17 protein-coding genes are annotated in these 26,202 nt (G+C 74.2%); 7 read left to right on the top strand and 10 right to left on the bottom strand.

Annotation, left to right across the window (positions count from 1 at the left end; genetic code table 11):
- Positions 1-534: 534 nt before the first annotated feature.
- The 7 genes from ACYUD3_RS12445 to ACYUD3_RS12475 are packed head-to-tail and all read right to left on the bottom strand — an operon-like array spanning position 535 to position 11,372.
- A complete protein-coding gene (locus tag ACYUD3_RS12445) occupies positions 535-2,130 on the bottom strand; it encodes a non-ribosomal peptide synthetase (RefSeq protein WP_470968060.1) in 1,596 nt (531 codons plus the stop codon).
- Positions 2,127-3,386: an MFS transporter gene (locus ACYUD3_RS12450; RefSeq protein WP_470968062.1), complete on the bottom strand. Its 1,260-nt coding sequence runs from the start codon at positions 3,384-3,386 to the stop codon at positions 2,127-2,129. Before ACYUD3_RS12450 ends, ACYUD3_RS12445 begins: the two co-directional genes overlap by 4 nt.
- The gene (locus ACYUD3_RS12455; RefSeq protein ID WP_470968065.1) at positions 3,383-5,254 is read right to left on the bottom strand and encodes a non-ribosomal peptide synthetase; all 1,872 of its coding nucleotides are present in this window, start codon (positions 5,252-5,254) and stop codon (positions 3,383-3,385) included. Before ACYUD3_RS12455 ends, ACYUD3_RS12450 begins: the two co-directional genes overlap by 4 nt.
- Before the next feature lie 19 nt (positions 5,255-5,273).
- The gene (locus ACYUD3_RS12460) at positions 5,274-6,461 is read right to left on the bottom strand and encodes an acyl-CoA dehydrogenase family protein (RefSeq protein WP_470968067.1); all 1,188 of its coding nucleotides are present in this window, start codon (positions 6,459-6,461) and stop codon (positions 5,274-5,276) included.
- Positions 6,458-9,571 carry a non-ribosomal peptide synthetase gene (locus ACYUD3_RS12465; RefSeq protein ID WP_470968070.1) on the bottom strand — a complete coding sequence of 1,038 codons (3,114 nt, stop codon included), beginning with the start codon at positions 9,569-9,571 and terminating at the stop codon, positions 6,458-6,460. The genes ACYUD3_RS12460 and ACYUD3_RS12465 overlap by 4 nt, the downstream gene beginning before the upstream one ends.
- 53 nt (positions 9,572-9,624) lie before the next feature.
- Complete coding sequence (locus ACYUD3_RS12470) at positions 9,625-11,130, bottom strand: amino acid adenylation domain-containing protein (protein ID WP_470968072.1); 1,506 nt, start codon at positions 11,128-11,130, stop codon at positions 9,625-9,627.
- Positions 11,127-11,372 (bottom strand): acyl carrier protein, encoded by a 246-nt coding sequence (locus tag ACYUD3_RS12475; RefSeq protein ID WP_470968075.1) that lies wholly within the window; start codon positions 11,370-11,372, stop codon positions 11,127-11,129. The genes ACYUD3_RS12470 and ACYUD3_RS12475 overlap by 4 nt, the downstream gene beginning before the upstream one ends.
- Positions 11,373-11,494: 122 nt before the next feature.
- Here ACYUD3_RS12475 and ACYUD3_RS12480 point away from each other — a divergent pair, with 122 nt between their 5' ends.
- The 7 genes from ACYUD3_RS12480 (at position 11,495) to ACYUD3_RS12510 (ending at position 22,698) form a co-directional block, all read left to right on the top strand.
- Positions 11,495-13,183 (top strand): condensation domain-containing protein, encoded by a 1,689-nt coding sequence (locus tag ACYUD3_RS12480; RefSeq protein ID WP_470968077.1) that lies wholly within the window; start codon positions 11,495-11,497, stop codon positions 13,181-13,183.
- Between the two features lie 17 nt (positions 13,184-13,200).
- Positions 13,201-13,392: an MbtH family protein gene (locus tag ACYUD3_RS12485; protein WP_470968080.1), complete on the top strand. Its 192-nt coding sequence runs from the start codon at positions 13,201-13,203 to the stop codon at positions 13,390-13,392.
- On the top strand, positions 13,389-16,322 hold the full coding sequence (locus tag ACYUD3_RS12490) for a type I polyketide synthase (protein ID WP_470968082.1): 2,934 nt from the start codon (positions 13,389-13,391) through the stop codon (positions 16,320-16,322). Before ACYUD3_RS12485 ends, ACYUD3_RS12490 begins: the two co-directional genes overlap by 4 nt.
- A 14-nt stretch (positions 16,323-16,336) precedes the next feature.
- Positions 16,337-17,062 carry a thioesterase II family protein gene (locus ACYUD3_RS12495; RefSeq protein WP_470968084.1) on the top strand — a complete coding sequence of 242 codons (726 nt, stop codon included), beginning with the start codon at positions 16,337-16,339 and terminating at the stop codon, positions 17,060-17,062.
- Positions 17,001-18,815 carry an acyl-CoA dehydrogenase family protein gene (locus ACYUD3_RS12500; protein WP_470968087.1) on the top strand — a complete coding sequence of 605 codons (1,815 nt, stop codon included), beginning with the start codon at positions 17,001-17,003 and terminating at the stop codon, positions 18,813-18,815. The genes ACYUD3_RS12495 and ACYUD3_RS12500 overlap by 62 nt, the downstream gene beginning before the upstream one ends.
- Complete coding sequence (locus ACYUD3_RS12505; protein WP_470968089.1) at positions 18,812-20,941, top strand: amino acid adenylation domain-containing protein; 2,130 nt, start codon at positions 18,812-18,814, stop codon at positions 20,939-20,941. Before ACYUD3_RS12500 ends, ACYUD3_RS12505 begins: the two co-directional genes overlap by 4 nt.
- A gap of 338 nt (positions 20,942-21,279) precedes the next feature.
- Positions 21,280-22,698 carry a LuxR C-terminal-related transcriptional regulator gene (locus ACYUD3_RS12510; RefSeq protein ID WP_470968092.1) on the top strand — a complete coding sequence of 473 codons (1,419 nt, stop codon included), beginning with the start codon at positions 21,280-21,282 and terminating at the stop codon, positions 22,696-22,698.
- Here ACYUD3_RS12510 and ACYUD3_RS12515 read toward each other — a convergent pair.
- The 3 genes from ACYUD3_RS12515 to ACYUD3_RS12525 form a co-directional block, all read right to left on the bottom strand.
- Entirely contained in the window at positions 22,649-23,407 is a 759-nt protein-coding gene (locus ACYUD3_RS12515; protein ID WP_470968094.1) for a polysaccharide deacetylase family protein, read from the bottom strand. The genes ACYUD3_RS12510 and ACYUD3_RS12515 overlap by 50 nt on opposite strands.
- A complete protein-coding gene (locus tag ACYUD3_RS12520) occupies positions 23,404-25,050 on the bottom strand; it encodes a glycosyltransferase (RefSeq protein WP_470968096.1) in 1,647 nt (548 codons plus the stop codon). The genes ACYUD3_RS12515 and ACYUD3_RS12520 overlap by 4 nt, the downstream gene beginning before the upstream one ends.
- Positions 25,051-25,219: 169 nt before the next feature.
- Entirely contained in the window at positions 25,220-26,200 is a 981-nt protein-coding gene (locus ACYUD3_RS12525; protein WP_470968099.1) for a M56 family metallopeptidase, read from the bottom strand.
- Positions 26,201-26,202: the final 2 nt, after the last annotated feature.

Genomic DNA, 26,202 nt, shown 5'->3' on the forward strand with positions numbered 1-26,202 from the left:
CCAAGCCGACCGACCCAGCCAACCACCGGCCCACACCGAACCAGCCGGCCCACCGGCCCACACCAAGCCGACCGACCCAGCCAACCACCGGCCCACACCGAACCAGCCGGCCCACCGGCCCACACCAAGCCGACCGACCCAGCCAACCACCGGCCCACACCGAACCAGCCGGCGCACCGGCTCACACCAAGCCGGCCGGCCCAACCAAACCACCGGCCCCCGAGCCAGCCGGCTCAGCCAAGCCAAGCCACCAGCCCATACCGAGGCCAGTCGGCCCACGCCGAGTCACTGACCCGCACCAAGCCGACCAGCCCGACCAAGCCACTGACCAGCCGACCCACGCCGAGCCGCCGGCCCGCGCCAAGTCAACCGGCTCACGCCGAACCACCGGCCGGCCCAGCCACCGGCCTGCACTGAGTCAGCCGGCCTGCGCTGGGCCGAACAGCCGAGCCGCCGCCACGCCACGCGCCGCGTCGGCCGGTCCACTCCGAGCCTCCGACCCATACCGAACCACCAGCCAACCCACCCCAACCCCTACCCCACCCCAAGCCACCCCCGCAACGCCCCCAACAACGCCCCGAACGCCTCCCGTGCCAGATCATCCGGCAGCACAGCCCGGTCCCAGACCAGCCGTACCTGCAAGTCCTCCCCATGTGAGGCGGCGATGCCGATCGGTGCCGCGTACCTCAGCGGCGCGGCGAGGTGGGTCTCGCGGCCGGTCGTCCGGTCCAGCCGCAGGGCGGGGCGGCGATCCAGGTCCTCGTAGGTGAGGATGCCGTGCGGCGTACCGTCCCACCCGCCCCCGGCGAGCCGGACGGCGCGTACCACCTCGTCGTACGGGGTGGCGGCCCGGTCGAGGTCGTCCCACCAGGCCGCCGCCGTGTCCTCGATGCGGGCGGGGCCGGGGGTGGCGGGGTGGATCAGGGTGTTGATGAAACAGCCCATGACGTCGGGGGCGCCGGCGGGACGGCCGCCCCAGGGGTAGGCGAGCGCGGGCGTCTCTCCGGCCCCGGGCCACGTACGCAGCGCGGCGGACCCGGCGTCGAGGAGCGCGGGGAAGAGGAGGCCGCGGAGTCTCGGGGGGACGGCGGGGAGCCGATGACTGAGCATGCCCTTCACCGAGCCCCCGCTTTCCTCCGGCACACTCCCCGACTCCGACGCCCCGCCTCCTACCAACCCCCTCCCCAACTCCGACCTGCCTCCCGACTCCGGCCCTCTCGCCGACTCCGACACGCCTCCCGCCCCCGGCCCTCGCCCCAACTCCGACGCCCCTCCCGACTCCAGCCCTCGCCCCAACTCCGACGCCCCTCCCAGCTCCAGCCCCTTTCCACCCTCCGAAACCCCGCCTGCCTTCGGCACCCGCCCCTCCTCCAGCGCCCCTGCTTCCTCCGGCGCCTTCCTCTTTTCCGACGCCCCGTCTTCCTTCAGCCTCTTCCCCGACCCCGGCGCCTCTCCCGACCCCAACCCCCCACCCCCCAAAGAGCCACCCCCACCCAACCCCCGCAACCGCTCCCCCCAATACCCCACATCCCCCTCCCGCGAAGCCCTCCGCTCAACCTCCAACTGCCCCTCCACAGCCCCCCGATAAGCACCCGCATCCCCCTCCCCAGCCCCCACCCCCTCCTCATACACCTCAGAAATCCCAGCCGTAACCACCCCCAACCCCCGCTCATCACAAGCCAGATGATCGAGCACCACCGCCAACAGCTCCTCTTCCTCCCCCTCCCCCCGCGCCAGCAACAGCCGCAACGCAGGCCCATACATCGGCGCAGCCCCCAGCTCCGCCCGCAACGCCTCCTCAGCGGTCCCGGACCGCACCTCCACCCGCCGCACCTCGACCGACGGCTCGCCGACGCGCAGTACCGGCAGGCCCTTGACGAAGTCGACGCGCCCGCAAAGAACCGTATGCCGCCGCGCGAAACCCAGTGCCGCCCGCCGCAGGCGAGGCAAGTCCACGGCCCCGCGCGGAAAGTGGAAGAACAGGGGCGCCAAATCCGGGCGGCGCAGTGGGTCCAGGCCCCGCGCCAGGAGGAACCTGCGCTGGGCGCCGGTGAGGGGGTACACGTCCGCCGCCCCCGCGGCAACCTCCCGGTACCGGGTCAGATAGCTCTCGGTGATGCTCAGACTCATGCGGGCGGTACCTTTCCGAGTTCACGTTCCTCAGCGGACCCCTTCGTCCGCCCCCGCAACGTCGGCGAGGACAGCAGAAGCAGCGGCAGGCAGAGGAACCCCGCCGCGCACACCCACAGCGCGGCCCGCGGCCCCCACCCGGACGCGATCGAGCCACCGGCGAGCGCGCCGAGCGGCATGACACCGAGCGCCACGAACCGCATGGTCGCGTTCATCCGCCCCAACAGATCGGGCGGGCACACCAGTTGACGGAACGTCAGCTGAGCGACGTTGTAGGTCACCGCGCCGAACCAGACGACCGCGAGCCCGGCGGCGAACACGTACGGGGCGGTCGTACCGGAGGACAGCGGCCACAGGACGGCGAACGGGGAAGTCAGTGCGACGGACAGGAAGATGAGGCGGACCTGGCCGACGCGGCGGGACAGGCGGCCCGCGAGGAGTGCTCCGGTGAGGCCGCCGACGGCGGAGGCGGAGAGGACGAAGCCGATCTCCAGGGGGGTCAGGCCGAGGACGCGGGTCCAGAAGGCGGTCTGGACGGCGAACAGGAAGGCGGTGAAGAGGTTGGACGCGCCGGTGGTGAGCGCGATCGCCCGCAGTTCGGGGTAGCCGAAGACGAAGCGGACGCCCTCGACGATGTCCTTGACCAGCGTGTTCTCGGCGGCGGGCGGCCGTTCGGGTATCGCCTCACGGAGCCGCATGCCCAGCAGCAGGACGGCGGAGACGAGATAGCTGGCCGCGTCGAGGATGAGCGCGAGGGGCGCGCCCATCGCCTGGACGAGGCCGCCGCCGATGCCCGGTCCGATGACCTCCGCCGAGGACTGCACGGTGGCCACCGCCCCGTTCCCCGCGATGAGCTGCTCGCGGGGCAGCAGTCCGGGCAGGAAGGACTGGGTCGCGATGTCGGAGACGACGGTCGCGGCGCCGGTGATCGCGGCGGCCAGGTAGAGGTGGGTGAGGGTGAGCCGGTCCACGGCCGCCGCCACCGGCAGGGAGCCGATGGCGACGAGCCGCAGCACGTCGGTCTGGATCAGCAGCGGCAGCCGGCGCACCTTGTCCACCCACACGCCCGCCGGCAGCCCGGCGATGAGCATGGCGGCGGTCTCGACGACCGTCAGGAGGCCGATGTGGAAGGGCGAGGCGTCCATACTGAGCGCGGCGACCAGGGGCAGCGCGAGGAGGGTGATCTGGCTGCCGGTCTTGCTCGCCGCGTAGCCGAGGAGGAAGAGCCGGAAGTCGCGGTGGCCCTTGAGGCTCACCGGCTTGCCGAGCGGGTCGCGACCAGTTGGGCGATGCCCTGGAGGTCGGGCTGGCGCAGCAGTTCGGAGGCGCGCAGCCGTACCCGGTAGCGCTTCTCCAGCGCGGCGATCAACCGGGCGCCGCCCAGTGAATTGCCGCCCGCCTGGATGAAGTTGTCGGCGAGGGCGACGCGGGAGTCGCCGAGGATCTCCCGGCACAGGGTGAGGACCTGCCCCTCGACGTCGTCGGACCCCGGGTCCGCCTGCGCGGTGTGTCCGGCGAGCAGCGCGGCCCGGTCGACCTTGCCGTTGGCGGTCAGCGGGAAGGTGTCCACCCGGTGGAACACCGCCGGGCAGACCTGCTCGGGCAGCCACGCGCGGGTGTGCTCGCGCAGCTCGGCGGCCGTCGGCGGCTCGCCCTCGGTCTCCAGGAAGCCGACCAGCACGCCCGTGTCGCGTCGCAGGGCGACGACGGCCCGGCCGACCCGGGGTGCGCGCTCCAGCACCCTTTCGATCTCGGCGAGTTCGACGCGTACGCCGCTCACCTTGACCTGGTCGTCGAGGCGGCCCAGGAAGTCGATGACGCCGTCCGCGCGCATGACGACCTGGTCGCCGGTGCGGTACAGCCGGCCGGCGTCGGGGGTGGTCACGAACCGTTCGGCGGTCAGCTCCGGGTCGAAGTACCCGAGGGCCAAGTGGTGCCCGCCGACGCGCAGTTCACCGGCGGTGCCCCGGGGCGCCGGGACGCCGTCCGCGTCGGTGACGAGGACGAGGGCGCCGGGCAGCGGCAGTCCGATGGGCGGGTCGCCGGCGGCGTCCGCGTCGGCCGGGGTGAACGGGTGCGCGGTGGTCACGACCGTCGCCTCGGCCGGGCCGTAGGCGTTGTACACGCGCGCGGTCACGTCCGGGCCCGGCGCGCGGCGCAGCCGGTCGCCGCCGATGCCGAGGTGGCGCAGGGCGAGGCCGGCCGGCCAGGGGCGGTCGAGGACGGGTTCGGCGAGCGGGGTCGGCAGGAAGCCGACGTCGATACGGGCGGCGCGCCACCAGTCGGTGAGGGCGCCGGTGTCCCAGCGGACCTCCTGCGGGCTGACGCTGAGCGCGGCGCCGGAGGTGAGCGTGGCCCACATCTCCATGACGTGCGCGTCGAAGCCGACGCCCATGAGGAAGCTGTGCCGGTCGCCGGGGCCGAGGCCGGTCAGCTCGCGGTACCAGCGGGCGAGCGCGCCGAGGGACGCCTTCCCGACGGCCACGGCTTTCGGCTCACCGGTGGAGCCGGAGGTGAGGACGGCGTAGTAGGTGCCCTCGGGCGTCGCGAACACGCCGTCACCGGGGGTGAGGAGGGCGGCGGTCACTCCGGGTACGGGCAACGGAAGTTGACGCGCCGCCCCAAGACCGGCCGAGCCCCCAAGACCGGCCGAGCCTCCTGGACCGGCCGAACCCCCAAGTCCGGCCGAGCCCCCAAGACCGGCCGAGCCTCCTGGACCGGCCGAACCCCCGAGTCCGGCCGAGCCCTCCGGCCCCGTCGATTCCCCGATCACGCACCGCAACCGCAGCGTCCCCGCCGCCGTCCCGATCCGCCGCTCCCCCGCGTCCGGTCCGAACGGCAGGTACACCGCGCCCAGCCGGGCCACGGCGAGTGCGACGGCGGCCAGGGTGACCGAGCGGTCGAGGCGGACTCCGACGAGGTCGCCGGGGCGTACCTCGCCGACCAGGGCGGTCGCGAACTCGTCGGCGAGGGAGTCGAGTTCGGCGTAGCTGATGTGCTGGCCGCCGTCGATCACGGCGGGGGCGTGCGGGGTGCGCAGCGCCCAGTCGTGGAAGAGTTCGTGCACCCGGCCGTCCTTCAGCGCGTCGGCCGCGAGGACGCTGGGCTGCGGGTCAGAAGTCATCTCTCGTCTCCTAGGGAGGTCAGTGCAGGCCCATGGCCTTGGCGACGATCACTTTCTGGACCTCCGAGGTGCCTTCGATGATCGTCATCATGCGGACGTAGCGGTACAGGAACTCCAGGGGGTGGCCGCGGACCCAGCCGGTCGCGCCGTGGATCTGGAGGGCGCGGTCCACGACGCGGACGGCCGTCTCGGAGGCGGTGAGTTTGGCGAGCGCCGCGTTCTGCGGCGACTCCTTGCCGCTGTCGAGGAGCTGGGCGGCGGCGAGGGTGAGGAGTTTGGACTGCTCGACCTCGGCGTGGCTGCTGACCAGGTGTTCCTGGATGTGCTGGTAGCTGCCGATCCGCGCGCCGAACGCGGACCGCTCGCGGGCGTACTCGACGCCGAGCCGCAGGGCGTGTTCGGCGATGCCGTTGCACTGGGCGGCGACGATGACCCGGCCGCGCGAGAGGCTGTCGATGGCGAGCGCGGTGGCCGCCCCGATCCCCTGTTCCCCGCCGATGACGGCTTCGGGTCCGACGCGTACGCCGTCCAGGAGCAGTTCGAACATGGGCTCGCCGGACATGCCCTCGTAGCGCTGTCCGATGCGCAGGCCCGGCCGGTCCATGGGGACGATGAACGCGGTGGAGCCGGTGGCGGTGCCGTCGCCGGGGTCGGTGGCGGTGACGACGAGGGCGATGTCGGCGCGGTCGGCGTTGCTGACGAAGGTCTTGCGGCCGTCGAGGACCCAGCCGTCGGCGTCGCGGGTGGCGGTGCTGGTGAGGTGGAAGGCGTCGGAGCCGGCGTGCGGTTCGGTGAGGGCGAAGCAGCGGATCAGCTCGCCGCGCACCAGGGGGACGAGGTAGCGCTCGATCTGTTCGGGGGTGCCGTTGCGCAGGAGGGGGCTGGGTCCGTCGGAGCCGCCGAGGGCGTAGGGGGCGAGCGGGCAGCCGCTGCGGCCGGCGGCGTGGTGGAGCTGGACGACGGCGCTCAGCGGCATGCCGGAGCCGCCCAGCTCTTCCGGGTACTCGCCGGCGTAGAAGCCGAGCGCGGCGGAGCGCTTGCGGACATAGGCGCGCAGGTCGGCCGGGGGCAGGTCGCCGGTCTCGGGCAACTCGGCGGCCAGGGGGACGAGTTCGCGGCGGATGAAGGTCTCGAAGGAGTCGACCAGGTCGGGGTGGTCGCCTTCGAGGACGCTGGCGGGTGCCGCGTCTTTTGAGAAAGCGGTCATGACTGTCCCACCAGGCCGAGGACGCGCGCCTGGTCGGCGAGGACGGGGTGCTGGAAGAAGGTGCGCAGCGGGGGCCTGCTGTCGAGGTGGGTCTCCAGGAAGGCGGCGAGCTGGGCGGCGAGCAGGGAGTGGCCGCCGACCTCGAAGAAGTGGGACTCGGCGGAGAAGCGGGCGTGGCCGAGGGCGGCGCGCCAGGCTTCGGCGAGCAGGGCTTCGCCGGGGTCGGTGAAGTCGGCGGCCTCGTGCTCCCGCTTGACCTCGGCCTCTTCGCGTTCCGCCGCGACGCGGGTGAGGGCGGGGCGGTCGGGTTTTCCGGCGGGGGTGGTGGGGATCTCGGTGAGCGCGAACCACTTGGCGGGCAGCAGGGCGCCGGGGAGGGTGCGGGTGAGGGTCGCGGTCAGCGCGGTGTGCTCGGGCTGCTCGGCGCTCTGGACGAAGCCGATGAGGCGGGGCCCGTGCTCGCCGTCGGGGTCGAGGACGACGGAGGTGGGCCGGCCGTCGAGCGCGGCGGAGGCGGCGGCCTCGATCTCCTCCAGCTCGATGCGGTAGCCGCGGAGTTTGATCTGGTTGTCGCCGCGGCCGAGGAAGAAGAGCCGTCCTTCGAGGTCGCGGTAGCCGCGGTCGCCGGTGAGGTAGACGCGCTGTCCGCCGAGGGCGGCCGGGGTCACGAAGCGGGCCTCGGTGGTGTCGGCCTGGCCCAGGTAGCCGTCGGCCAGCGAGCCGCCGGCGATGGCGAGTTCGCCGACGGCGCCGGCGGGCAGCGGGGTGCGCGTGTCGTCCAGGACGTGGACGTGGACGCCGGGCAGGTCGGTGCCGAGCGGGATGTCGCCCGCGCCGTCGAGGTCGGGGGCGGTGATCTCGTGGACGGTGGAGGAGACGGTGGCCTCGGTGACGCCGTAGGCGTTGAGGAGGGTCGCCGTGGTGTCGGCGTGGATGCCGCGCAGCGCCTTGGCGGGCAGGCGTTCGCCGCCGAGGACGATCAGGCGGGGCGTCCAGCGGCCGTCCTTCAGCGCCTCGCGCAGCGTCTCCTGGGCGCCGAGGAAGTAGTTGGTGGGCAGGTTGGCGACGGTGACCGCGCGCTGGGCGAGGACGGCGGTGAGTTCGGGCCCGGTGGGGATCTCGCGCTGCGGGATCACGAGGGCGGCGCCCGCGGCGAGGGTGGGGAGGACTTCTTCGAGGGCGACGTCGAAGGAGGGCTGCGCGAACAGCAGGACCCGGTCGCTCGCGGCCAGTTGGTAGCGGCCGGTGACGGCGGCGACGTATCCGGCCAGGGCCGCGCGGCCGACGACGACCGCTTTGGGTACGCCGGTCGAGCCCGAGGTGTGGATCAGGTAGGCGGCGTCCTCCAGGACCTCGGCGGGGGTGGCCGGAGGGAAGGCGGGGCCGTCGAGGAGGGCGGCGGTGCGGTCGGCCGGGAGGGCGAGGGAGCTCTCCCGGGTGGCCAGCACCAGCGCCGGGCCCAGCCGGTCGAGCAGCGTGCCGAGCCGGTGGGCGGGGTCGCGGGGGGACAGCGGCGCGTACACGGCTCCGGTGCGCAGGCAGGCCAGGAGGGTGACGACGCTGTCGGCGCCGCGCGGGAGGACGGCGGCGACGGGCTGCCCGGCGGTGACTCCGGCGTCGCGCAGCCGGCTGGCGAGCGCGTCGACGCGCCGGTCCAGCTCGCCGTAGGTGACGGTTCCTTGGCTGGTGATCAGCGCGGGGGACGCCGGGTCGTGGCCGGCGAGCGGGTCGGCGGCGGCCGGCGCCTGCTGTACGGCGGGCGGGGCCGGGAGCTGGGGGGCGGCGAGGGTGTGCAGGGGGGCGGCGGGCTCGGCCAGGTAGGCCTGGACGAGGTCCAGGTAGCGGCCCGTCAGGAGGTCGATGGTCTCGCGGGGGAACAGGTCGGCGTCGTAGTCCCAGATCAGGCTCATGCCGGCCGGGCCGCTGCGGGCGCCGACGACGCGGCGGGCGTCGGGCAGGAGGACGACGTCGAGGTCGAAGCGGGTGGTGCCGGTGTTGAAGCCCTCGAACAGGGAGACGTCGAGGCCGGGGGTGTCCAGCTGCGGGAGCGGGGCGTCGTGCGCGCTGAACATGACGTTGAACAGGGGGTTGTCCGCGCCGCCGGTGTGCAGGCCGAGGGTGCGGGTCAGCTCCTGCACGGGGATGTCCTGGTGCGGCAGGGCGCGCAGGAGGGCGTCGGTGACGTCGTCGACGGCTGTCACGCCGTCGGCGTCGGCCGGGAGGCTCACCTTGAGGGGGATGGTGTTGACGAACATGCCGATGGTGCGCTCGGAGTTGGGCGGGCGGTTGCCGACGGCGGTGCCGATGACCATCTCGCGCTGTCCGCTGTGCCGGCGCAGGAGTTCGCCGAAGAGGGTGAGGAGGGTGCTGAACGGGGTGTGCCCGCTGTGCTGGGCGTGCGCGCGCAGCCGTTCGGCGAGTTCTCCCTCGATGAGCTGGCGGACCTGCCCGCCCTTGTGCCGGCGGACCGCGCCCGGCGTGGCGAGCCCGGGGAGCGCGGTGTTGAGGGGGACGTCGCTCAGTTCGGCGAGCCAGTACTGGAGGCTGCCGCGCCGGCGCTCGTCGTCCGGCTGGTCGGTGGCGGCGCGGACGAAGTCCTCGTAGGAGCGGGTGGGGGCCAACTCGGCCACCGCGCCGCGCAGTCGGGCCGCGTACGCGGTGAACAGGTCGTGCAGGAGGATCGCGAAGGACTTGCCGTCGTGGGTCAGGTGGTGCTCGACCTGGACGAGGCGGTGCCACTGGTCGTTCATGGTGACCAGGTGCCAGCGGAGCATCGGGGCGTGCTCGGTGTCGATGGGCTCCTCCGCCTCCTGGCTGAGGAGGGTGCGGAAGGCGGCCTCGGGGTCGGGGTCGGCGGACAGGTCGGTGGCGCGCAGCCGGGGCGTGGCGCCGGCGCGGACGCGCTGGCCGGGGAGGGCGCCGGGCCGCGGCACCAGTTCCAGGCGCAGGCCGGGGTGGTGGTCCATGACCTGGGCGAGGGCCGCGTCCAGTGCCCCGGTGTCGAGGGTGCCGCGCAGTTCGAGGACGGCGGTGAAGTTGTAGCTGCGGCTGCCGGGGAGCATCTGCTCGTGCAGCCACACGATTTCCTGGGAGGTGGAGAGGTTGAACACGGGGACACTCCTCGTGAGAGCACCGCTGGAGGGTGAAGGATGTGGGGGGTGGCTCAGGCGGCGAACGGGTCGGGCAGCCGGCGGCGGTCGACCTTGCCCGCGGAGGTGAGCGGCAGCCGCTCCAGGACCCGCCAGACCCCGGGGACCATGTGCGCGGGAAGCTGCTCGCGCAGCCAGGACCGCAGTTCGGCGAGCGCCTGTGCGGCGTCGAGGGCGGGGTCGAGGACCGGGTAGGCGACGAGCAGCCGGTGTTCGGGGCTGTCGCCGTGCGCGGTCACCGTGACGTCCCGCACCGCCGGGTGCCGGCGCACCGCGGCCTCGATCTCGCCGAGTTCGACGCGGAAGCCGCGGACCTTGACCTGCCGGTCGATGCGGTCGAGGTAGCGGATCGTGCCGTCGGGCAGCACCGCGCACAGGTCGCCGGTGGCGTACAGCCGCCCGCCGCCGCCCGCCGGGTCGGGCACGAACCGTTCGGCAGTGAGCCCCGGCCGGTCCAGATAGCCCCGGGCGAGCCCCTCCCCGCCGATGAACAGCTCCCCCGGCTCCCCGTCGGCCACCGGCCGCAGCAGATCGTCGAGGACGTACAGCCGGGTCCCGCCGACGGCCGTCCCGATGGGCACGAAGTCGCCGCGCCAGGGCGGTACGACGGTGTGGGTGGCGGCGAAGACGGTCGCCTCGGTGGGGCCGTAGCCGTTGACGAAGCGCAGTCCGGGGTGGGCGTCCAGCACCTTGCGCACGTGCTGTGCGGACGGCGCCTCCCCGCCCGCGAGGAGCTGGCGGACCCCGGCCAGGATCTCGACGTCCTCGTCGACGACGGTGTGGAAGAGCCCGGCGGTCAGCCACATCGTGGTGACGCCGTGGTCGGCGATGACGCGGCCCAGGGTGCGCAGCGAGGACGTCGCGCCGGGCGCCAGGACCAGGCAGCCGCCGTTGAGGAGCGCGCCCCAGATCTCGAACATGGAGACGTCGAAGCAGACGGAGGTGAAGAGGGGGATCACCTCGCCGGGCCCGAGCCGGACCCAGTCGGGGTCGTGGGTGAGCCGGACCACTCCGCCGTGCGGGACCATGACGCCCTTGGGCCGCCCGCTGGATCCGGAGGTGTGCACGACGTACGCGAGGTGGCCGGGGCCGACCGGCACATCCAGGTCGCTGTCGTCGGCGAGGAGGGCGTCCATGTCGTCGAGGAGGACGGCGTGCACGCCGTCGTCGGGCAGCAGTTTCAGCAGGTCGTCGCGGGTGACCACCATGCTCGCGGCGGTGTCCTCGATGACCGCCGCCAGGCGCGCCGGCGGGTATTTGACGTCCAGGGGGACGTAGCAGCCGCCGGCCTTCAGTACGGCCAGGGCGGCGGTCACGTAGTCGGCGGACGGTTCCAGGAGGAGCGCGACGCGCTGTTCGCCGCCGATGCCGAGGTCGCGCAGGCGCCGGGCGAGGCGGTTGGCCCGCCGGTTGACCTCCGCGTAGGTCAGCTGCTCGTCGGCCGACTCCAGGGCGACGGCGTCCGGGGAGCGGCGTACCTGTTCCTCGAAGCGGCGGTGGATGATCTGGGCGGCGCTCACCCCTGGTCCCGCTGCCTGCGGACCTCTTCGGCCACGGCGGCCTCGAACGCGGCGAGGGTGGGGTGGCGGAAGACCGTGGTCATGGACAGCTCGATGTCGAGGGCGTCGCCCACCTCGGCGGCGATCCGCATGGCCAGCAGCGAATGGCCGCCCAGCCGCAGGAAGTCGTCGTCCGGGCCTATTTCCGGAACGCCCAGCGCTTCGGCCCAGATGTTCTGGAGCACGGGGGAAAAGTAAGTCACGGCGGCCAGCGTAGCGACCGCACTTTTATTTCTTGTATAGAAATGGTTGAGCCCGGATTCCTTGACGTCCGCCGAGCGCGGGTCAGATGCTTTAGGCACCTCACACGACAAAGGGAAGCGGCGTGCCAGAATTGGAAACGAACGCCGAGCTGTCATTCGCTCAGCAGAAATTATGGTTCCTCGACCGACTGCGCCCCGGCGGCTCCGCGTACAACTTCGACGTGGTGCTACGGCTGGCCGGCGAGGTCGACGCGGAGGCCCTGGAGCGGGCCGTGCAGCAGGTCGTGGCCCGCCATGAGCCGCTGCGCAGCACATTCCCGACCAGCGCGGAAGGGGTGCCCTTCCAGCGGGTCTCGGCTCATCTCCATGTTCCGCTCGAGTTCGCCGACCTCACCTCGGCCTCCGCCGCCGAGACCGATTCCGTGGTGGCGAAATGGGCGGCACTTCCGTTCGACCTGGCGGCCGGTCCCGTACTGCGGGTACTGCTGGCGGGATTGTCCGAGCGGGAACATCTGCTGTGCTTCTCCTTTCACCACATCGCGTTCGACGGCTGGTCGACCGACGTATTCGTCCGGGAACTCGGCCACTATTACACCCCGGGGAGCGGCGGGAATCCCAGCGGTTTGCCGAATCCCGCGACGACGTACACGCGGTACGCGCGGCGCCAGCGGGCGCGGCTGGCGGACGGCCGCCTCGACTGGTGGCGCGCCCGCCTCGACGGCGCCCCCGTCACCCTCGCTCTGCCGCCCGCCCCGGCCGGCGCGGCGGACGAAGGTGCCCGGATCGTCGTCCCCCTCCCGCCCGCGACCACGGAAGCCGTCGCCGCCCTCGCCCGCGCCGCCTCCGCCACCCCCTTCCTCGTCCAGCTCGCCGCCTACGCCCTCGTGCTCGCCCGGGCGACCGGTATGCGCCGGCTGCTGATCGGCACGCAGGTCGCCGGCCGCCCGCGTCCCGAACTGCACGATCTGATCGGCCTGTTCGTCGACACCGTGCCGATCCGGGTGGACCTCGACCAGGCCGCCGACTTCACCGGACTGGTCGGCCAGGTACGGGAGTCGGCGTGGGACGCGTTCGCCCACGAGGTGCCGTTCGAGGCGATCGTGGACGCCGTCCGCCCGCCCCGCACCCCGGGCGCCAACCCCCTGATCCAGACCGTCTTCGCCGCCCCCGCCGCGCCCCCGGCCCCGCCCGAACTGGCCGGACTCGCCGTGGAGCACGTGACACTCGCGCCGACGACCGCCAAGTTCACGCTCGGGATGGCGGTGGAGCCGGGAGCCGGGGGGCATCAGGTGTCGCTGACCTACGACCCCCGGGCCGTCGACCCGGGCTGGGCACGGGAGTTGACCGAGCGGTACCGGGAGGCGCTGGGGGTGCTGACGGCGGCGCCGGACGCGCCGCTGGGCGAGATCGAGGCGGCGCCGGATGCCGCCGGGCGCCAAAACATCGACCCGGCCGCCCCCGCCGCCCCCGAAACCCCCTCCCCTGCGCCGGACCTGGAGCCCCTCCTCCTCTCCCTCTGGCGTGACGTCCTCAAGAACGACCGCATCACCGTCCACGACAACTTCTTCGACGTGGGCGGCCAGTCGCTCGCCCTCGCCGCCATCCACGCCCGCCTGGAACGCCGCCTCGACCGGGAACTCCCGATGGTCGCGTTCTACGAGCACCCGACCGTCAGCGCCCTCAGCGCCCACCTGTCGGCCGCCGTCTCCGCCCCCGCCCCCGCGCCCCAGGCCGCCCGCGACCGCACCGAACGCGCCCGGATGCTGCGCCGGCGCCGCGAGACGCGCGCCGCCGCCGCACCGGAGCAGTGAGAAAGAGGAAGCCCCCCATGCCCTTCGAAACCTGCGAGGACTTCACCGTCGTGCGCAATCACGAGGACCAGTACTCCCTCTGGCCCACCGCCCTGCCCCTGCCCGGGGGCTGGGAGAAGGAGGCGCGGCAGGGCTCGCGCGAGGACTGCCTGGAGTACATCGACCGCGTCTGGAGCGACATGCGCCCCCGGGGACTGAGGCAGTCATGAGCGACGCGGACGACATCCGGGACGATCCCGCGGCCGTCGCGGTCATCGGCATGGCGGGCCGCTACCCCGGCACCGCCGACACCGGGGAGTTCTGGCGGCACCTCGTCGCGGGCGACGACCTGATCACCCGCTTCCCCGAGGCCGCCGACGAGCGGGCGACCCCCGCCTACGGCATCGTCCCCGACGCGGACGGCTTCGACGCCGCCTTCTTCGGCTACTCCCCCGCCGAGGCGCTGCTGCTCGACCCGCAGCAGCGCGTCTTCCTCGAGTGCTGCCAGGAGGCCCTGGAGCGGGCGGGCCGCGTCCCGGCCCGCGAGGAGGGCTCGGTCGGGGTGTACGCGGGGTCGGGCGCGTCCTCGTACCCGCAGCAGCTGCGGGCCGATCCGGCGGTGGCCGACGTCGTCCCGGACTGGCACATCCAGCTGGCGACCGGTGTCGACTTCCTGACCACGCGGGCCGCCTACAAGCTGGGGCTCACCGGTCCCGCCGTCACGGTGCAGACCGCCTGTTCGACGTCGCTGGTCGCGGTGCACCTCGCGGTCCAGGCGCTGGTGGCCGGCGAGTGCGCGCTCGCGCTGGCCGGCGGGGTCAGCCTGCGCACGCCGTACCCGGTGGTGATCCCGCCGGAGGGGAGCATCTTCGCGCCGGACGGCTACTGCCGCCCGTTCGACGCGGAGGCCGACGGGACGGTCGGCGCCGACGGCGCGGGCGTCGTCCTGCTCAAGCGGCTGGCCGACGCGCTGGCCGACGGGGACCATGTGCACGCCGTGATCCGGGGTTCGGCCGTCAACAACGACGGTGTCGACAAGGTCGGTTTCACCGCGCCGAGCGTGACCGGCCAGACCGCCGCGATCCGCACGGCGTACGCGGTGGCCGGCGTGGACATGGACACGGTGGGGTACGTCGAGACGCACGGCACCGGCACCCCCATGGGCGACCCGATCGAGATCGCCGCGCTCACCGGAGCTTTCCGCGCCGACACCGACCGCGTGGGGTTCTGCCGGATCGGCTCGGTGAAGTCGAACATCGGGCACACCGACACCGCGTCCGGCGTGATCAGCCTCATCAAGACGGTCCTGGCGGTGGAGCACGGCGTCATCCCGGCCAGCCTCCACTTCACCGAGCCGAACAAAGAACTCGCCCTGGACTCCAGCCCGTTCGTCGTGAACGCCGAACGCACCCCCTGGCCGGACACGGCAGGCCCGCGCCGCGCGGGCGTCAACTCCCTGGGCATCGGCGGCACCAACGCCCACGTGGTCGTCGAACAGCCGCCCGCCGCACAGGAGTTGCGGTACGACGACCCGGGCCCCCAGCTCCTGGTCCTCTCCGCGCCGGCCCCGGACGGCCTGGCCGCCCTCGCCGCACGGCACGCCGACCATCTGGAGCGGCACCCCGGACTCCCGCTCGCGGACGTCGCCTGGACCCTCCAGACCGGCCGGGCCGCCCACGACCACCGGCTGCACGTGGTCGCCGACTCCCCGGCCGAGGCGGCCCGTTCACTGCGCACCGCCCGCGGCCGGGGCCCGCGCCGCCCCGACCCGGGCGAGGTCACCTTCCTGTTCCCCGGCCAGGGCGGCCAGCACCCCGGCATGGGACGGGAGTTGTACGACTGGTCGCCCGTCTTCCGGCAGCGGGTCGAGTCCTGCGTGGACGTCCTGGGCCCCGGACTCGGCGCGGCCGTGCGCACCGCCCTCCTGATCGAGGAGGAGTCCGCTCAATTCGCCTCGGTGCAGGCCGACTTGGACGCCATGCAGCTGGCCCAGCCGGTGCTGTTCACCCTGGAGTACGCGCTGACCGGGCTGTGGCGGTCCCTCGGGGTGACCCCGACGCGGGTGCTCGGGCACAGCCTGGGCGCGTACGCCGCCGCGTGCGCCGCCGGTGTCCTCACCATGGAGGACGCGCTGACCCTGGTCGTCGAACGCGGCCGGCTGCTGGGCGCACTGCCCGCCGGGGCCATGCTCGCCGTCGCCCTCTCCCCCGCCGAACTCGGCGCGATCCTGCCCGCCGAGCTGTCGATCGCGGCGGTCAACGGCGCCGCCCAGTGCGTGGTGTCGGGCCCCGCCGAGGCCGCCGACCGCTTCCGCGAGCGGCTGCTGGAACAGGACGTCGACACCCGCCGCCTGCACATCTCCAGCGCCGCCCACTCCCAGCTGGTCGAGGCGGTCATCGGCGAGTTCGACACCCGCATCCGCGCGGTGCGCCCGCAGCCCCCGGCGATCCAGTGGATCTCCGACCGCCACGGCCGCGCGGTGACCCCGGACGAGGTGCGCGACCCGTCGTACTGGACCGGACACCTGCGCGGGACCGTCCGCTTCGACGACGCGCTGAGCACCGCGCTCCAGGACCCGGGCGTCCTGCTGGAGGCCGGCCCGGGGCACACCCTGTCGACCCTGACCCGCCGGCACAGCGCGGTGTCGGACCGCCACCACGTCCTGTCGAGCCTCCCGCACGCGGTGGAGGGCACCTCGGCGCGGGCCGCCGTCCTCGACACGGCGGGCAGTCTCTGGCGCCACGGCCTCACGCCGGCCTGGGAGCACACCCACGCGTCCCCCCGCCGCCGGCTGGCCCTGCCGACCTACCCCTTCCAGCGCCGCCGCTACGCCCCGAACCCCGCGCTGCCAGAGCCGCGAACTCCCGTGCGGGCAGCGCCCGTTGAGGAGACCCCCCAAGCCGAGGCCGCTCCCCTGCCGACCCCCGGCTACCCGGACGGCACCCCCGCCGCCCGCCTGGCCCGCCTCTTCTGCGACGTCCTCGGCCTGGACGAGATCGCCCCCGACGACAACTTCTTCGAGGCCGGCGGCGACTCCCTGATCGCCACCCGCCTCGCCGCCCTGATCCGCCGCGAGCTGGACGTGAAGGTCACCGTCCGCACGATCCTCCTCGCGCCCACGGTCGAGCGGCTGCTGCCGCACGTACTGCCGGAGAAATGAACGGAGTTGGCCCGATGGCCCGATGGCTGCTGCGCAGGAGACCGACCGAGAGGGCGGCGGCGCGGCTGTACTGCTTCCCGCACAGCGGCGCCTCCCCCGGCGAGTACATGAGATGGGCGGGCCGGCTGCCCGGCACCGAGGTGCTGGGCGTCCAGAGTCCGGGCCGGGGCGAACGGATCGGCGAGCCGCCGTACGACTCGATGGCCGCGCTGGTCGCGGCGATCACCGACGAGGTGGAGTTCGAGCCGCCGTACGCCTTCTTCGGGCACAGCCTGGGCGCGCTCGTGGCGTACGAGGTGGCGCGGGCGCTGCGGGAGCGGGGGCGGGCGCTGCCCGCCGTGCTGTTCGCGTCCGCCATGGGCGCCCCGCACCTCCAGCCGCACACCCCGCCCACCCACCAGCTCTCCGACGAACTGCTGCTGCGCACGGTGGAGGCGCCCGCCGAGGTGCTGGACGACCCGGAGATGCGGGAGATCGTCGTGGCGCTGCTGCGCGCGGACGCGCGGATCCTCGACACCTACCGGTACGTCCCGGGGCCCCCGCTGGAGCTCGCGGTGGTCGCGGTCGGCGGGGACCGGGACAGCGAGACCGAGCTGCTGCCGGACTGGGCCGGGCACAGCACCCTTCCGGCGCGCACGCAGGTGCTGCCCGGTGACCACTTCTATCTGAGGGACCAGCATGAAGAACTCCTCGCCCTCGTCCGCGAGCACTTCGCCGCCGCGCGCGAGCCTGTCCAATGAGCTGTTCCTCGGCACGCTGCGCTGGGACCTGCTCACGCCGTTCCCCGGCCAAGGCGAGGCCGAGCGGCGGGCCGGGGACGCGGCCGTCGCCGAATTCACGGCGTTCCTGCGCGAGCGGGTCGACCCGACCGCGACCGACCTGTCCCGCGAACTCCCCAAGGACGTGACCGAGGAGCTGCGGGCGCGGGGCGCGCTGCGGCTGATGGTCGCCGAGGAGGACGGCGGCCTGGGCCTGTCGGCGTTCACCACGTTCCGGCTGATCGAGACGGCGGCGAGCTGGTCGCTCGCGGTCGCCAACGCGATGGGCATCGGGAACGGCTTCGGCGCCGGCGCCTATCTGAAGATGCCGCTGCCCGGCGCGCTGCGGGAGGTGCTGCGGGCGCATGTCGCGGCCGGCAACTTCTCCGGGCGGGCCGACACCGAACCGGCCGGCGCGGGCAACCGGCAGCAGCGGACGGTCGCGACGCCGCTGCCGGGCGGCGGCTGGCGGCTGAACGGGGAGAAGGTGTTCATCGGCAACGCGGTGATCGCCGACCTCCTCGACGTCACCGCGACCGTGCACACCGACGCGGGCCCGCAGAGCGCGTCGTTCTTCGTGGACACGGCGACGCCGGGCGTGGAGATCGTCGGGCGGCAGGACTTCATGGGCCTGAACGGCGCCCCGATCGGCCACGTCCGGCTGACCGACGTGGACGTCCCCGCCTCGCGTGTGCTGAGCGGCCCCGAGCTGGGCGAACTCGCGCGTGAGGTCAAGGAGTTCATCTACACGGCCCGCACGCTGAGCATCGCGCCGCCGTCGCTGGCGATCGCCCGGCTGTGCCTGGAGTGGTCGCGGACGTTCACGAACCGCCGGACCATCGACGGCCGCCCGCTCGCCTCCTTCGCCGAGGTCCAGCGGATCATCGCCCTGTCCGTGGCCGACACGTACGCCGTCGAGAGCCTGGTCCGCTGGACCCTGCTGAACCGGCACACCGACGGGCTGCACGAGCACGCGGCACTGAAGAACGTCTCCTCCGAGGCCTGCTGGCGGATCCTGGAGCGGACGATGGGCCTGCTGGGCGGCGAGGGCTACGAGACGGCCCCCGGCAAGGCCCGGCGCGGCGCCCCGCCCCTCCCGCTGGAGCGCTTCCACCGCGACGCGCGGGGCCTGCGGATCTCCGGCGGCGTCGACTACCTGGTCGACTTCCTGGCCGGCCAGATCCGCCTCACCGACTGCTACTACGACGGCACTTACCGGCCGACCCCTTCATCGGACACGGCCGCGGCGGCCCTGCACGTCGCCGAGACGCTGGGCGGCCCGAACGCCGTGCACGTCCGGTACGTCACCGAGGAGGCGGCGGCGCTGGCCGAGGCCTGCCACGAGCTGACGGCCCGCCACCCCGACCGCGCGGACGCCTTCCGCCGCCAGCACACCGTCCTGACCCTCCACCGCATCGGCAGCGAACTCCTCACCATGGGCGTGGTCCTGGCCCGCGCGGCGGCGGAACCGGACACGGACGGCGCCCTGGCCGACGTCTACTGCGCGGCGGCCCGCCGCCGGCTGACCGGCTTCTGGGAAGAACTGGAGGAGGGGTACGCGGACCGGTACGCCGGGGTGGCCGGGCGGTGGCTCGGCGGGGAGGGGCGGGAGTTGCTGGGGGACATCGTGACGGAGATCCCCGAAGGAGGCTTGGCCGGAGCGGCCGGAGCGGCCGGAGTCATGGGAGGAGGCTTGGCCGGACCGGCCGGAGTCGCGGGAGGACGCTTGTCATGACCGACCTCTTCACCGCCCCGCAGGACACAGCCCTCCTCGACCCCCACCCCGGCGCCCCGGCCCTCCCCGCCGACCACCACAACCGCACCACGCCACCGACCGGACAATGGCTGGCCTTCGAGGTGCCCACGACGGAGACGGCCGCGCTCCAGGATCTGGCGGCCTCCTCCGGAGCGACCCTGCACACGGCCCTCCTCGCCGCCTACCTCACGGAACTGTCCCGCTGGTCGGCCCAGCCGGAGTTCACGGTCCACGTACCGCACACCCCCCTCCGGGCGAAGGTCGCGCTCACCGAGTCGTTCCGCAGCCTCCTGAAGGAGGTCCAGGAAAGCCTGCTGACCGCCCCCACCGCACCGGCCCCGGACGCACCCGGCCAGGTCCTCTTCGCCGAGGGCACCGCCGACCACGGCACGCCCCACGACCTGGCCCTCACCTACACCCAGCGCGCCGACACCCTCAACTTCCGCCTCCGCTACCCGAGTTCAACGTTCGAGCGCTCGACCATGGAGGCTCTGACCCGCCGCTACCGCCTCCTCCTGCGCACGGCCCCGGCCCGACCGGACGCCGCACTGCACGAGTTGCCCCTCCAGGACGAACGGGACGAGGCGCACGCGGCCGGACTCGGCATAGGGGTGCCGCTGACGGAGACCCCGGCGACCGTGCTGGAGCGGTTCGCGCGGACGGTACGGGAACGGCCGGACGCGACAGCCGTCGCCGACGGTGAAACCCGGCTGTCCTTCAGGGAGTTGGACCGCCGCGTGGAGTCCCTGGCCCGGCGGCTCGCGGCGGCGGGCGCCCGCGCCGAGACCGTCGTGGCCGTCTGCCTCCCCCGCTCGGCCGACCTGGTCGTGGCGATCCTCGGCATCCTGCGCTCCGGCGCGGCCTATCTCCCGCTCGACCCGGCCTACCCCGTGGAGCGGCTGGCGTACATGGTCGCGGACAGCGGCGCGGGGATCGTGGTGACGAGGGAAGGAGTGCTGCCCGACGGGGTGCGGGGCGCGCACGCCGTGGACATCGGCGGCTCCGGGCCGACGGCGTCGTACGCGGCGGTCCGTCCGCGGCAGTGCGCGTACGTCATCTACACCTCCGGATCGACCGGGCGGCCCAAAGGGGTGCAGGTCTCGCATGCCTCATTGGGGGCTTTTCTGGCGGGACTTGAGGGGTCGGGGGCTGTCCGGGCGGGGCGGGGGCGGGTGGGGTGGAACGCCAGTCCCTCGTTCGACGCCTCGGTGCAGCAGTGGGTGCGGGTCGTGCGGGGGGACACCTTGGTGCTGCTCGCGGACGCCGTGCGGCTCGACCCCGGGCGGCTGGCCGTGGCGCTGGCCGAGGAGGAGGTGACCGACTTCGACATCACGCCCTCGCATCTGGAGTACGTCCTGCCCCGGCTCGGCCGGGTGCTCCGCGCGGGCGGCGGGCTGCGGCTGTGGGTCGGCGGCGAGGCCCTGTCCCCGGCGCTCCAGCGGCGCATCGGCGAACTCGCGGACCGGCTGGACGCGGTGAACGTGTACGGCACCACGGAGACGACGGTCGACACGACGTCGGCGCTGGTGCGCGGCGCCGGACCGGCCCACCTCGGGGCGCCGCTGCCCGGCCAGACCGTGCGGGTCCTCGACGACCGGCTGCGTCCGGTGCCCGTCGGGTGCACGGGGGATCTGTACGTCTGCGGGCCGGGCGTCGCGCGCGGGTATCTCGGGCGGCCGGGGCTCACGGCGACGGTCTTCCTGCCCGACCCGTGGGCGGGTGACGGCTCGCGGATGTACCGCACCGGGGACCGGGCCCGCTGGAGCGCCGACAGGCGGCTGGAGTTCCACGGCCGGGCGGACCAGCAGGTGAAGATCCGGGGCTACCGGGTCGAACTGGGCGAGATCGAGGCCGTGCTGGGCGAGCACCCGGACGTCCTGGAGTGCGCGGTGGTGCGCAGGCGGCGCGGTGACGGCTCGCTGCTGGACGCCTATCTGCGGCTGGCCCCGGCGGCCGGAGCGGAGGCGGTGCGGGAGCGGGCGGCGCGGCTGCTGCCGGAGTGGATGCGGCCGGTGACGTACACGGCGCTGGCGGCACTGCCGAGGACAGCGGGGGGCAAGCTGGACCGGGGGGCGCTGGAGGGAGGGGGGTACTTGGGGGGCTAGGGCCTGTCCGGCGGATCAGGCTGGCCGACAGCGGACGGCTCCTTCCGGCTTACGTGAGCGGGGTCTGGTGCGTGCAGCTGCAAGGCGGAGGAGGGCGGCGACGCGGAGCGTCGGCAACCGACGACAACGCCGCAGATGGGCGTGCCAGACCCCGCGACCCCAGCAGGATCCGCCGGACAGGCCCTAGCTCTGCCGGAAGGGGGCTCTTGCGCGCTCCGGCTCTTGCTCGCTCCGGCGCTGCCGGAAGGGGGCGTCGGTATTCCTGATCCACGGGAAGGCGCAAGAAGCCCGCCCAGGTGGGGACTTGTCCGCCCCCGGCGCCCTAGGGTGTGGAAACTGTGAAAACGCCTGTTCCCTGCCCCGAGTGCGGTGCCCCGCTCGCACGGCCGACGGCCCTGGGCGGCAGGCGGGCCCGGTACTGCTCCAACGCGTGCCGGCAACGGGCGTACCGGCGGCGTTCGAAGGCCGCGGCGGCCGGGCTCCCGGAGGGCGGCGACGGGTCCGCCGGGGAGAGCGGGTACCTCGTGGAGTGGCTGACGGCGCTGGTCGCGCCCTTCATCGAGCCCGCGCCCACGCTCCAGGTGGACGTCACCCCGCTGGCGCCGCTGGCCGCGCAGTTCGAAGCGGGGCTCGGGTGGACCCTGCGGCACGGCGACCGCCGGGCGCTGGCGCTGGCCTGCGTGTACGCGCGGTGGCTGGCGGAGGAGGGGCGGGGGCGGGAGGGGCTCAGGTGGCTGCGCGGGGCGCTGGCGCTGCCGGGTCCCGACGACCGCTGCCGTGCGGCGGCGCTGCTGGTGGCCGCCGGGCTCGCGTTCGAGGAGGGCGAGCACGCCGCGTCGCGGAGCCTCGCGCTGCGGGCCGCCGCGCTGGACGAGGTGCTGTGCCGGCCGGCGTGGCGGGTGCTGTCGCTGTGTGTGGCGGCGGCCGGCAGCCTTGAGCTGGCGGCCCCGGAGTCGGCGGCGGAGCTGACGGCGGAGGCGGGGGCCGCGCTGATCGCGCTGGAGGGCGACATCAGGAGGTGGGGTCCGGCCGCGCTCGCTTTGGCGGAGGTGTTCGTGCACGCCGGTGAGGAGTCGGCGGCGGAGCGCATCCTCGTCCGGTGCCGGGCCAGGGCTTCGCGGGCGCCGGGCGGGGTGCCCGAGTCCGTCACCGACCAGCAGCACATGGTCGCCGTGCAGATCGCCTTCGTGCGGGGGGACTTGGCGCGGGTGCGGCAGGTGCTCCTCGCCGTGCTGCGCAGGTCGCCTTCCGCTTACCGGCCCGTGTGGGTGGAGCACGCGCTGGCGATGCTGGCCGCGCGGCGCGGCTGTCACTTCCAGACGCTGCTCATCGCGGAGCTGGCGGAGCGGCGCGGGCTCGGGCGGCGGGTGTGGCGGCGGCCCTGGTGGCGCGGGCGGCTGGAGTCGGCGGTCGCGGCGGCGGTGGCGGCCTGCACCCCGGAGGAGGTCGCGCACGCGCGGCGGCTGGGCGAGTTCTACTCGCTGGAGGAGGTGCCTCTTTCCCGGGTCGCCGGCGGTCTGCTGGAGTCCCCGGCCCGGGAGCGGCCCAAGGCGAGGCTGACGCGGCGTGAGCACGAGATCGTCCGGCTGCTGCCGGAAGGGCTGACCAACCACCAGATGGCGAAGCGGATGGGCATCTCCTCCAGGACCGTGGAGTCCCATCTGGAGAACATCCGCAAGAAGACCGGGATGCGGTCCCGGTCCCAGCTCATCTCCTGGGCGTGCGCCGCTCCCGGGGTGCCCGGCGAGCCGCTCTGACCCCGTGCTCGCCCAGCGGCCCGACGTCCCAGCCGTACGCCGCGCAGGCGTCGAGGATGCCGGGGAGCGCGGCGAGGGTGGTGCGCCAGGAGCCGGTCGCCGAGGTGCAGTCGGAGTCGTGCAGCAGGATCGTGCCGCCGCCGCGCAGATCGCGCAGCACGGTGTCCTGGACGGAGGCCGCGGTGGCCCGCGCCCGCCAGTCCTCACCCCAGCAGGTCCACAGCACCGGCGTCAGCCCGAGCCGCCGGCAGGCCAGGTGGGCGGCGCCGGTCAGCACCCCGTACGGGGGCCGGAAGTGGACGGGCGCCCGCCCGGTGATCTCGCCGACGGCGTCGCGGGCGCGGGCGAGATCGTCATGGACGGCCCGGGGCCCGCGCACCAGCAGGGGCCGGTGCCGCCACCCATGAACGGCCAGCTCATGCCCCGCGTCGGCCATCTCCCGCGCCAGCCCCGGCGCGCGCTCCAGCATCGACCCGAGCAGAAAGAACGTGGCCCGCGTCCCGCGTGCGGCGAGGTGGTCGAGGAAACGGGGGGTGGAGAGGGGGTCGGGGCCGTCGTCGAAGGTGAGGGCGACATGGTGGGGGTCACCCTGTCCGGCGAGCCGGGGCATGACGGCGTTGCGGAGGGGGCCGAGGGTGGAGAGGACGGGGCCGGCGTGGAGGGCTGCGGCGGTGAGGGCCGCGGTGCGGGTGAGGTGGGTGGGGGTCATCGGTGGTCCACGTCCAGATAGTGCGCGACCGCCGTGAAGCGGGCCGGGGTCTCGGAGTAGGCGTAGGCGAGGGGGGCGACGATTCCCAGGGAGAGGGTCGCTGTCGCGGTGACCGCCGTGAGGGCGAGGCGCCGGAGGGAACGCGAGCGGGTCGTGGTGGACCGGGGTTCCTGGCTGACGCCGACACGGGACTCCCAGCCGCCCCCAGCTCCCGCTTCCCGGCTGACGCCGACACGGGACTCCCGGCTGACGCCGACACGGGACTTCCAGCCACCTCCGGCTCGGGACTCCCAGCTGACGCCGACGCCGGATTTCCAGCCGCCCCCAGCTCCCGCTTCCCGGCCGACGCCGACACGGGACTCCCGGCTGACGCCGACACGGGATTTCCAGCCACCCCCAGCTCCCGATCCCCGGCCGACGCCGACCCGCACTCCCCGCCCACCCCCAGCCCGCGCACCCCAGCCACCCCCGACCCGGGACTTCCAGCCACCCCCAGCCCACACTTCCCTGCTGCCCTCGCCCCACGCCTCCCAGCCACCCCCCACCCTCCCCGCGATCGCCCCCACCGGCCCCGCCGCAGCCCCATGCAGCTCCAGCCCCGCAACCCGCTGCTCCACCCCCCGCTCCCCATGCAGCAACTCCCCCAGCACCGCCCCCAGTTCAGCCGGTTCCCGCACCCACGCCGCCAGCCCCGCCTCCTCCAGCGCCTCCGCGTTGGTGTGCCCGTGGCCCGGTATGCACCGGTAGCTCACCACCGGCAGCCCGACCGCGAAGGCCTCCAACGACGTCAGCCCCCCGGCGTTCTGGACCAGCACATCGCACGCGTGCATGAGCCCCGGCATGTCGTCGACCCACCCGAAGACATGGCCGATCCCGTCCGCCCGCAACCGCCGCGCCAGCCCCTCGTTGCGGCCGCACACCACCACAGGCACCGCGACCCCGGTCGCCCGTATCTCGGCGGCGGCGCGCCGCACCGGACCGACCCCCCAGGACCCGGCGACCAGCAAGGCCAGCGGCGCCCCCGGGGGAAGGCCGAACTCCGCGCGGGCGGCGGCCCGTTGAGCCGAGGTCGCCGGGGTGAAGCGGCGACCGGTGACGGGCCCCGCCACGGACACGGCGGCAGCCCCCCGCGCATGGGCCTGCGCCGCCGGAACCGCGTGCACGGCAAGGTGCGCGTCGATCCCCGGCGCCACCCAGAGCGCGTGGACGGAGAAGTCGGTGAGGTAGGTGAAGGCGGGAACCGTCAGCCGTCCGCGCCGGCGCAGGGTGCCGAGGACCTGGCTGGCACCGGGGTAGGTGGAGACGACCGCGCGGGTCCCGGGCGCGAGCGCGCGCAGGGTGCGCCCCTCGGCGGCACGGAAGAGGGCCCGCCAGACGAGCCCGGGCCGGGCCGCCTGGTCGGTGGCCGTGTACAGCCGCTGATACCCCTTCGGCGCCCGGACCAGGAGCCGGTGATACACCCCGCACAGCAGCCGCCCGGCCCGCGCGGGCAGCAGGTCGAGGAAGTCGTGCCGGTCCACGGCGTACCCGTGCTCGGTGAGCCTGCGGGCCAGCCCCTCGGCGGCGCCGTCGTGTCCCGCGCCGACACCGGCGGAGATGATCGCGATCCGGTGCGGCGGCACCAGGTCGTCACGGTGGGGCACGATCAGCCTCCTGAAAGGGGTACGGCTCGGCCCCGGCGGAACCGAACGGCGCGGCCGAAGCCAGCCGGATCGGCCCCGGTGGAGCCGACAGCCGCAAGCTACTACATGATGTAGAATCAGAGAACCCAGTTGTACTACAAGACGTAGAGAATAGGGAGCGCGGGGAGAACTACGGGTGCCCGTGCCCCGAACAACAGGGCCCCGGCCCATGCACATCAGCCGCCGCCACCCCCACGGCCTCGGCGTACGCCGCACACTGCGCGCTGTCCAGCATCCGGTCACTGTCGGACGCCGCGTTGGCGAGACTCCCGCAGCACACCGCCAGCAGCACCCCGCACAGCACCAGCGGCAGCCTGCGCCGCGCGGGCGGCGGCGCGAGCAGCGCCCGTACCCGCTGCGGCACCGCACCCCCGGTCACGGCGAGCGCTCCCGGCCGCGCGGCGCCGGCCGTCGCGAGCGCCGCGCGCCCCACGGCCTGGGCGACGACCCGCCGGTCCCCGACCCTGCGCGCCGCCTCCTCGTCGGCCCACCGCTCCAGCACGAACCCGCCCGCGACCGCCAGCGGCCGCAGCAGCGGATTCAGCGCGGCGGTCAGCCGCCACAGGCCCTGGAAGAGATGGTGCCGTCCCCGCAGATGCGCCCGCTCATGCGCGAGCAGCGCCGCCCGCTCCCGGTCGCCGAGACACTGGAGCATCCCCCGCGAGACGACGATCCGCCCAGGACCCCCGGGCAGCGCGAAGGCCACGGGCACGTCGTCGTCGAGCACCGCCAGCTCGGCGTCCCCGCCCAGCCGCGCGCACTCCGCCCGGACCCGCGCCAGCTCCCGCCACTGCCGTACGGCGGCCACGCCCAGCGCGACGACGCCCGCGGCCAGCAGCAGCGCGCTGACGGCCGCGACGGTGAGGTACACCGGGTCCTCGGCCCGCAGCGCGGCCACCGACCAGCGGCCCTCCCGGGCGACCACGGGGATCTGCGCCACCCCGGAGAAGGCGAGCAGCCCGAGCGAACCGGTCCAGCCGACGGCGGTCACGAGCGCGGCGCAGGCCAGCGCCCAGGCGGCCGGGCGCGGGGGCAGCCGGCGGGCGACGCCGGGCGCGGTCGCGGCGAGCGCGAGGGTGACGAGGAGGGGGACGTAGACGCTGATCAGCACCG

The organism is Streptomyces sp. AMJ-169, assembly GCF_055597585.1.